The organism is Streptococcus mitis (genome assembly GCF_001579035.1).
Lineage (GTDB): Bacteria > Bacillota > Bacilli > Lactobacillales > Streptococcaceae > Streptococcus > Streptococcus mitis_J.
On sequence record NZ_KQ970287.1, the window covers coordinates 123,326 to 130,951 of the forward strand.

General features: G+C 40.6%; 6 protein-coding genes and 1 pseudogene. 6 read left to right on the forward strand and 1 reads right to left on the reverse strand.

Going from position 1 to position 7,626, the window contains the following annotated elements; translation table 11 throughout:
- The 4 genes and pseudogenes from SMIDD26_RS12830 to SMIDD26_RS05080 form a co-directional block, all read left to right on the forward strand.
- The coding region (locus SMIDD26_RS12830; protein ID WP_246746915.1) for an ASCH domain-containing protein at positions 1–241 on the forward strand (241 nt) is incomplete at its 5' end.
- A 122-nt stretch (positions 242–363) separates the two neighbouring features.
- Entirely contained in the window at positions 364–2,910 is a 2,547-nt protein-coding gene (locus tag SMIDD26_RS05070) for a M1 family metallopeptidase (protein WP_061439303.1), read from the forward strand.
- Positions 2,911–3,017: 107 nt separating this feature from the next.
- Positions 3,018–3,692, forward strand: a complete 675-nt coding sequence (ciaR, locus tag SMIDD26_RS05075) for a two-component system response regulator CiaR (protein WP_061439305.1) — start codon at positions 3,018–3,020, stop codon at positions 3,690–3,692.
- A pseudogene (locus SMIDD26_RS05080) lies at positions 3,682–5,013 on the forward strand (sensor histidine kinase); the annotation flags it as partial. The gene ciaR and the pseudogene SMIDD26_RS05080, both read left to right, overlap by 11 nt.
- A 32-nt stretch (positions 5,014–5,045) precedes the next feature.
- Here SMIDD26_RS05080 and SMIDD26_RS05085 read toward each other — a convergent pair.
- Positions 5,046–5,333, reverse strand: coding sequence for a DUF3270 domain-containing protein (locus SMIDD26_RS05085; RefSeq protein ID WP_050242418.1), 288 nt, complete (start codon positions 5,331–5,333; stop codon positions 5,046–5,048).
- A gap of 139 nt (positions 5,334–5,472) precedes the next feature.
- Here SMIDD26_RS05085 and SMIDD26_RS05090 point away from each other — a divergent pair, with 139 nt between their 5' ends.
- Positions 5,473–6,402: a peptidase U32 family protein gene (locus SMIDD26_RS05090; protein WP_061439307.1), complete on the forward strand. Its 930-nt coding sequence runs from the start codon at positions 5,473–5,475 to the stop codon at positions 6,400–6,402.
- A gap of 198 nt (positions 6,403–6,600) precedes the next feature.
- A partial coding sequence (locus SMIDD26_RS05095) for an exonuclease domain-containing protein (RefSeq protein WP_134990188.1) occupies positions 6,601–7,626 on the forward strand: 1,026 nt, incomplete at its 3' end.

Below are 7,626 nucleotides of genomic sequence, written 5' to 3' on the forward strand. Positions count from 1 at the left end.
CATTTTAGATAGTCAAAATCAGGCTGTCTGCATTGTCGAAATTACAAAGGTTTCTGTTAAACCCTTCAATCAAGTTTCTGCTGACCATGCCTTCAAAGAAGGGGAAGGTGACAAATCCATAGCCTATTGGCGTCAGGTTCATGAGGATTTTTTCGCCGAGTGGCTGAGAGAAGCAGGACTGACTTTTACACCTGAAAGCAAGGTTGTTTTAGAAGAATTTCGCAAGGTCTACCCACTGTAGACTGTTAGACGGAAGAAAGTTTTGGAAATTACCCGTCCAATCCTTTTTTCTCAAGCAAAACATGTTATAATAAGTTTGTTTGAAGAAGAGCTTTAGCTCTTAAACTTAGATAGGAGAAAACTATGCAAGCAGTTGAACATTTTATTAAGCAATTTGTTCCTGAACATTATGATTTATTTTTAGACTTGAGTCGTGAGACCAAGACTTTTTCAGGGAAAGTGACTATTACTGGTCAAGCACAGAGTGACCGTATTTCCCTTCACCAAAAAGACTTGGAAATCGCTTCTGTAGAAGTTGCAGGGGTAGCTCGCCCATTTACTGTTGACCATGACAATGAAGCTCTTCATATCGAATTAGCTGAGACTGGTCAAGTTGAAGTGGTTCTTGACTTTTCTGGTAAAATCACAGATAACATGACAGGGATTTACCCTTCTTATTACACTGTTGATGGTGTCAAGAAGGAAGTCTTGTCTACTCAGTTCGAGAGCCATTTTGCGCGCGAAGCCTTCCCATGTGTGGATGAGCCAGAAGCCAAAGCGACCTTTGACCTATCTCTTCGTTTTGACCAAGCAGAAGGTGAATTGGCCTTGTCTAACATGCCAGAAATCAATGTTGAAAACCGTAAGGAAACAGGTATCTGGAAGTTTGAGACAACACCTCGCATGTCTTCTTACTTGTTGGCCTTTGTTGCTGGTGATTTGCAAGGTGTGACGGCTAAAACTAAAAACGGTACCCTCGTAGGTGTTTATTCAACCAAAGCCCACCCACTATCTAACCTTGATTTCTCACTGGATATCGCTGTTCGCTCTATCGAGTTTTACGAAGATTACTATGGAGTCAAGTATCCAATCCCTCAATCTCTCCATATCGCCCTTCCTGACTTCTCAGCTGGAGCTATGGAAAACTGGGGTCTTGTGACCTACCGTGAAGTTTACTTGGTTGTGGATGAGAACTCTACTTTTGCCAGCCGTCAACAAGTTGCCCTTGTTGTGGCACATGAATTGGCTCACCAATGGTTTGGTAACCTTGTTACTATGAAATGGTGGGATGACCTTTGGCTCAATGAAAGCTTTGCTAATATGATGGAATACGTCTGTGTGGATGCTATTGAACCAAGCTGGAATATCTTTGAAGATTTCCAAACAGGTGGTGTTCCGTCTGCCTTGAAACGTGATGCGACTGATGGCGTTCAGTCTGTTCACGTCGAAGTTAAACATCCAGATGAAATCAATACGCTCTTTGACGGAGCTATCGTCTATGCCAAAGGAAGTCGCCTCATGCACATGCTTCGTCGTTGGCTAGGTGATGCCGATTTTGCCAAAGGTTTGCATGCCTACTTTGAAAAACATCAGTACAGCAATACAATTGGTCGTGACCTTTGGGATGCTCTTGGTCAAGCGTCTGGACGTGATGTTTCAGCCTTCATGGATTCTTGGTTGGAACAGTCTGGTTACCCAGTTCTCACTGTTAAAGTTGAAAATGATGTCTTGAAGATTTCACAAAAACAATTCTTCATCGGTGAGCACGAAGATAAGAACCGTCTCTGGGTTGTGCCACTAAACAGCAACTGGAAAGGCTTGCCTGATACACTCGAAACTGAAAGTATCGAAATCCCTGGCTACGCAGCTCTTCTTGCTGAAAACAAAACAGCACTTCGCCTCAACACAGAAAATACAGCCCACTACATTACAGACTATCAAGGAGACTTGCTAGATGCTATTCTTGCTGACCTAGTTGATCTTGATAACACAAGCAAATTGCAAATCGTCCAAGAACGTCGTTTGCTTGCTGAGGCAGGACACATTTCTTATGCTGACTTGCTCCCAGTTCTTGATAAACTTGCTAAGGAAGAATCTTACCTTGTTGTTTCAGCTGTTTCTCAAGTGATTTCTGCTCTTGAGCGCTTTATCGATGAAGGAACAGAAGCTGAAAGAGCCTTCAAAGCCTTGGTTGCTAAATTGGCTCGTCACAACTATGACCGTCTTGGTTTTGAAGCTAAAGACGGTGAATCAGATGAGGATGAATTGGTTCGTCAGCTGGCTGTTTCGATGATGATTCGCTCAAATGATGCAGAAGCTAGTCAAGTCGCTAGCCAAATCTTCGCAGCCCACAAGGATCAGCTTGCAGGACTTCCAGCAGCTATCCGCTCACAAGTTCTTATCAATGAGATGAAACATCATGAGACCAAAGACTTGTTAGCACTTTATCTTGATACTTATACTCACGCAACAGACGCTGTCTTTAAACGCCAGTTGGCAGCAGCCCTTGCATACAGTACAGATGCGGACAATATCCAAACCTTGATTGCTTCTTGGAAGGACAAATTTGTGGTTAAACCACAAGACTTGTCTGCTTGGTATTTCCAGTTTTTAGGTCATCAAGCAACTCAGGAAACAGCATGGTCTTGGGCACGTGAAAATTGGGCTTGGATTAAGGCAGCTCTTGGAGGAGATATGAGCTTTGATAGCTTTGTTATTCTTCCTGCTCATGTATTTAAGACTCAGCAACGCTTGGCAGAGTACAAGGAGTTCTTTGAGCCACAACTTTCTGACCTTGCTCTTAGCCGTAACATCGGTATGGGAATCAAGGAAATTGCAGCGCGTGTTGACTTGATTAACCGTGAAAAAGCTGCAGTGGAAGCAGTTGTTCTTCAATATGGAAGTAAATAATCAAGACTAAATAAAAAGAAAACTCAGCTATCTCATGTAAAATGCAGAGAGTTGAGTTTTTTTTAAGGCAAATTTGGTATAATAGTTTTAATAAGGAGGAGTTTCTCATGATAAAAATCTTATTAGTTGAGGATGACCTAGGCCTGTCAAATTCAGTATTTGACTTTTTAGACGATTTTGCGGATGTCATGCAGGTATTTGATGGGGAAGAAGGTCTCTACGAAGCTGAGAGTGGCGTCTATGACTTGATTTTGCTCGATTTGATGTTGCCAGAAAAAAATGGTTTCCAAGTCTTGAAAGAATTGCGTGAAAAGGGAATTACGACACCAGTTCTGATTATGACTGCCAAGGAAAGCTTGGATGACAAGGGACATGGATTTGAACTAGGAGCGGATGATTATCTGACTAAACCTTTCTACCTAGAAGAACTCAAAATGAGAATTCAGGCCCTTCTCAAACGTTCAGGCAAGTTTAATGAAAATACGCTATCTTATGGAGATATTCTCATCAATTTATCAACCAATACCGTTAAGGTTGAAGATACTCCAGTCGAATTGCTGGGGAAAGAGTTCGATTTATTGGTTTATTTCCTTCAAAATCAAAATGTTATTTTGCCTAAGACGCAGATTTTTGATCGTCTATGGGGATTTGATAGTGACACAACGATTTCGGTTGTCGAAGTTTATGTTTCAAAAATCCGTAAGAAATTAAAAGGAACCACTTTTGCAGAGAATTTGCAAACCTTGCGCAGTGTTGGGTATATTTTAAAAGATGTTCAGTAAACTAAAAAAAACATGGTATGCGGATGACTTTAGTTATTTTATCCGCAACTTTGGTGTCTTCACCCTGATTTTCTCTACCATGACTCTGATTATTTTACAAGTCATGCATTCGAGTCTCTATACTTCGGTGGATGATAAGCTTCATGGACTGAGTGAAAATCCTCAAGCAGTTATTCAGCTGGCAGTAAATAGGGCAACAGAAGAGATTAAAGATTTAGAGAATGCCGCTACAGATACTAGCAAGACTGAGGTAAAACCCAATGTCAGTTCCAATACGGAGGTTATTCTTTTTGATAAGAATTTTACACAGCTCCTTTCTGGAAATCGATTTTTGGGCTTGGATAAGATTAAGTTAGAAAAGAAAGAACTAGGCCATATCTACCAGATTCAGGTTTTTAATAGCTATGGGCAGGAAGAAATCTATCGTATGATTTTGATGGAGACCAATATCAGTTCGGTTTCAACCAATATCAAGTATGCTGCTGTCTTGATAAATACCAGTCAGTTGGAGCAGGCCAGTCAAAAGCATGAGCAATTGATTGTCGTTGTGATGGCAAGTTTCTGGATTTTGTCTTTGATTGCCAGTCTCTATCTAGCTAGAGTCAGTGTTCGCCCCTTACTTGAAAGTATGCAGAAGCAGCAGTCTTTCGTGGAGAATGCTAGCCATGAGTTACGAACTCCACTTGCAGTTTTGCAAAATCGCCTAGAGACCCTCTTTCGTAAGCCAGAAGCTACCATTATGGATGTGAGCGAAAGCATTGCATCGAGTTTGGAAGAAGTCCGAAATATGCGGTTTTTGACGACAAACTTGCTGAACTTAGCTCGGAGAGATGATGGGATTAAGCCGGAGCTTGCAGAAGTTCCAACTAGTTTTTTCAATACGACTTTCACAAACTATGAGATGATTGCTTCGGAAAATGATCGTGTCTTCCGTTTTGAAAATCGGATCCATCGTCCGATTGTGACGGATCAACTTCTCTTGAAGCAGTTGATGACGATTCTCTTCGATAATGCTGTCAAGTATACTGAAGAGGATGGTGAAATTGATTTTCTTATCTCAGCGACCGATCGCAATCTGTATTTACTGGTTTCTGATAATGGAGTCGGTATTTCGACAGAAGATAAGAAGAAAATTTTTGACCGTTTTTATCGCGTAGACAAGGCTAGAACCCGGCAAAAAGGTGGTTTTGGTTTAGGATTATCCCTAGCCAAGCAAATTGTAGATGCTCTAAAAGGAACCATTACTGTCAAAGATAATAAACCGAAAGGAACAATCTTTGAAGTGAAGATTGCCATCCACACACCATCTAAAAAAGAAAAAATAAACATATCGCTCCAGATGGGGCGATATGTTTATTTTTTAAGTTTTCGTTTGATAAGAGAGCGTTGGACTTTTAAAACAAGTAAGCTGGATACTATTGCTGCAGGTAAGGCGAGCACAGTTGTTAATTTTAATGACAAAAAGATAAAACTAAAGATGGCAATACAGATACAAAAAACAGCGATATTGACAAAAAATAAAATTTCTTTGAGATTGCTATCAGCTTGTGCTTCAGGTGTATAAGCTTGATAATGAGGAAGTTGCTGGTTTAATTCTTCTTGATAGTCTACCTCATAGGATTGTAATTTTCTTACGGGCATGATTCTCTCCTTAACAGTACATACCTATTTTATCATTTTTTCAGCAGAGAATTATTACAGAAAGGTTACAAAAAGAATAAAGTCCCTTTTCATTTTCAAAGAATAGCTGATTTTGGAGAAATATGGTATAATTTTCCTTATGAAAAAGATTATCATTACAGCAACTGCTGAAAGTATTGAACAAGTTAAACAACTGCTCGAAGCTGGCGTAGACCGTATCTATGTCGGTGAGAAAGATTTTGGCCTTCGTCTGCCAACAACCTTTAGTCATGACCAATTGCGTGAAATCGCTAAGCTGGTTCATGATGCTGGTAAGGAATTGATCGTTGCGGTTAACGCCCTCATGCACCAAGATATGATGGACCGTATTAAGCCATTCCTTGATTTCTTGGAAGAAATCAAGACAGACTACATTACGATTGGGGATGCAGGCGTTTTTTACGTGGTCAACCGCGATGGTTATTCCTTTAAAACCATCTATGATGCCTCAACTATGGTAACAAGCAGTCGTCAGATTAACTTTTGGGGACAAAAGGCTGGCGCCTCTGAGGCTGTTTTGGCGCGTGAAATTCCATCGGCTGAACTTTTTAAAATGCCAGAGATTTTGGAAATTCCTGCTGAAGTTTTGGTTTACGGAGCTAGCGTTATCCATCATTCTAAACGTCCGCTCTTGCAAAACTATTATAACTTTACGCACATCGATGATGAAAAGACGCGCAAGCGTGACCTCTTCTTGGCTGAGCCAAGTGACCCAGAGAGCCATTATTCCATTTTTGAAGACAATCATGGTACCCACATCTTTGCCAACAATGACCTTGATTTGATGACAAAATTAACAGAATTGGTGGAGCATGGCTTTACTCACTGGAAATTAGAAGGTCTCTATACACCTGGTCAGAACTTTGTTGAGATTGCAAAACTCTTTATCCAAGCGCGTAGCTTGATCCAAGAGGACAACTTTAGCCATGACCAAGCCTTCTTGCTGGATGAAGAAGTTCGTAAACTTCACCCTAAAAACCGTTTCCTTGATACAGGATTTTATGACTACGATCCTGATATGGTTAAATAAAGTAAATAGATAGTTGAGAGAAGGAAGGTGCAAACATTTCTTCTCTCAATTTTTCTTATTCTTCACCAGTTTCAAAAAATCAGTAGGCTAGGATGCTCTGTTTACTGGGAATTTTAATACAAGTGACCTTCTTGTGTTTGAAAATTATCCTATGTTTGCAGGTGCCAAATGGCCCTTTTTTTGGTATAATTTTTTATAATGAAAACGATTGGTAATCGCTATGTTGTGGTGGATTTAGAGGCAACTAGCACAGGTAGTAAGGCTAAAATTATCCAAGTGGGAATTGTCGTGATTGAGGACGGAAAAATCGTCGATCACTATACGACGGATGTCAATCCCCATGAACCCTTGGATGCTCATATCAAAGAACTGACAGGATTGACAGACCAACGTCTGGCGCAAGCACCTGATTTTTCGCAAGTTGCTAGAAAAATCTTTGACTTGGTGGAGGATGGGATTTTTGTAGCCCATAATGTTCAGTTTGATGCCAATCTCTTGGCGGAAAATTTATTTTTTGAAGGCTATGAGCTAAGAAACCCTCGTGTTGATACGGTCGAATTGGCTCAGGTATTTTTCCCAGAACTGGGAAAATATAGTTTGCCTATTTTGTGTCGAGAATTAGGAATTCCTCTAAAACATGCTCACACAGCCCTTTCAGATGCCCAAGCTACTGCGGAATTACTCTTATTTCTACGGGAAAAGATGGCCCAGCTTCCTAAAGGTCTTTTAGAACGCTTGCTGGAAATGGCTGACGCCCTCCTATATGAGTCCTACCTGGTTATTGAAGAAATTTATCGCAGCCAATCTATTCTGAGTTCTTCAGATTTGGTCCAAGTTCAAGGACTGTATTTCAAGAAAACTGGAGCTCCCCTGGAGCTACGAAAACTATCCCAAGATTTTTCTAAGAATATTTCTCTGTTGAATCTTGAAGTGAGGGAGGAGCAAGAAAGTTTTGCTAAAGAGGTTGGCTTGCTATTGAAAGATGAGCCTGTCTCTCTGATTCAAGCACCGACAGGGATTGGGAAAACCTATGGCTATCTCTTACCCGCTTTATCTCAAGCCAAAGAGCGTCAGATTGTCCTTAGCGTTCCGACAAAGATTCTTCAAAATCAAATAAAGGAAGAAGAAGGTAAACGTCTCAAGGAAGTGTTCCATATAGATATTCATAGTTTAAAGGGACCACACAATTATCTGAAGTTGGATGCCTTTTATCATTCCTTGCAG

What these genes read in the sequence shown, in the direction of transcription:
- SMIDD26_RS05070 (WP_061439303.1), top strand. Translation starts at nt 364, where the DNA reads ATGCAAGCAGTTGAACATTTTATTAAGCAATTTGTTCCTGAACATTAT.
- ciaR (WP_061439305.1), top strand. Translation starts at nt 3,018, where the DNA reads ATGATAAAAATCTTATTAGTTGAGGATGACCTAGGCCTGTCAAATTCA.
- SMIDD26_RS05085 (WP_050242418.1), bottom strand. Translation starts at nt 5,333, where the DNA reads ATGCCCGTAAGAAAATTACAATCCTATGAGGTAGACTATCAAGAAGAA.
- SMIDD26_RS05090 (WP_061439307.1), top strand. Translation starts at nt 5,473, where the DNA reads ATGAAAAAGATTATCATTACAGCAACTGCTGAAAGTATTGAACAAGTT.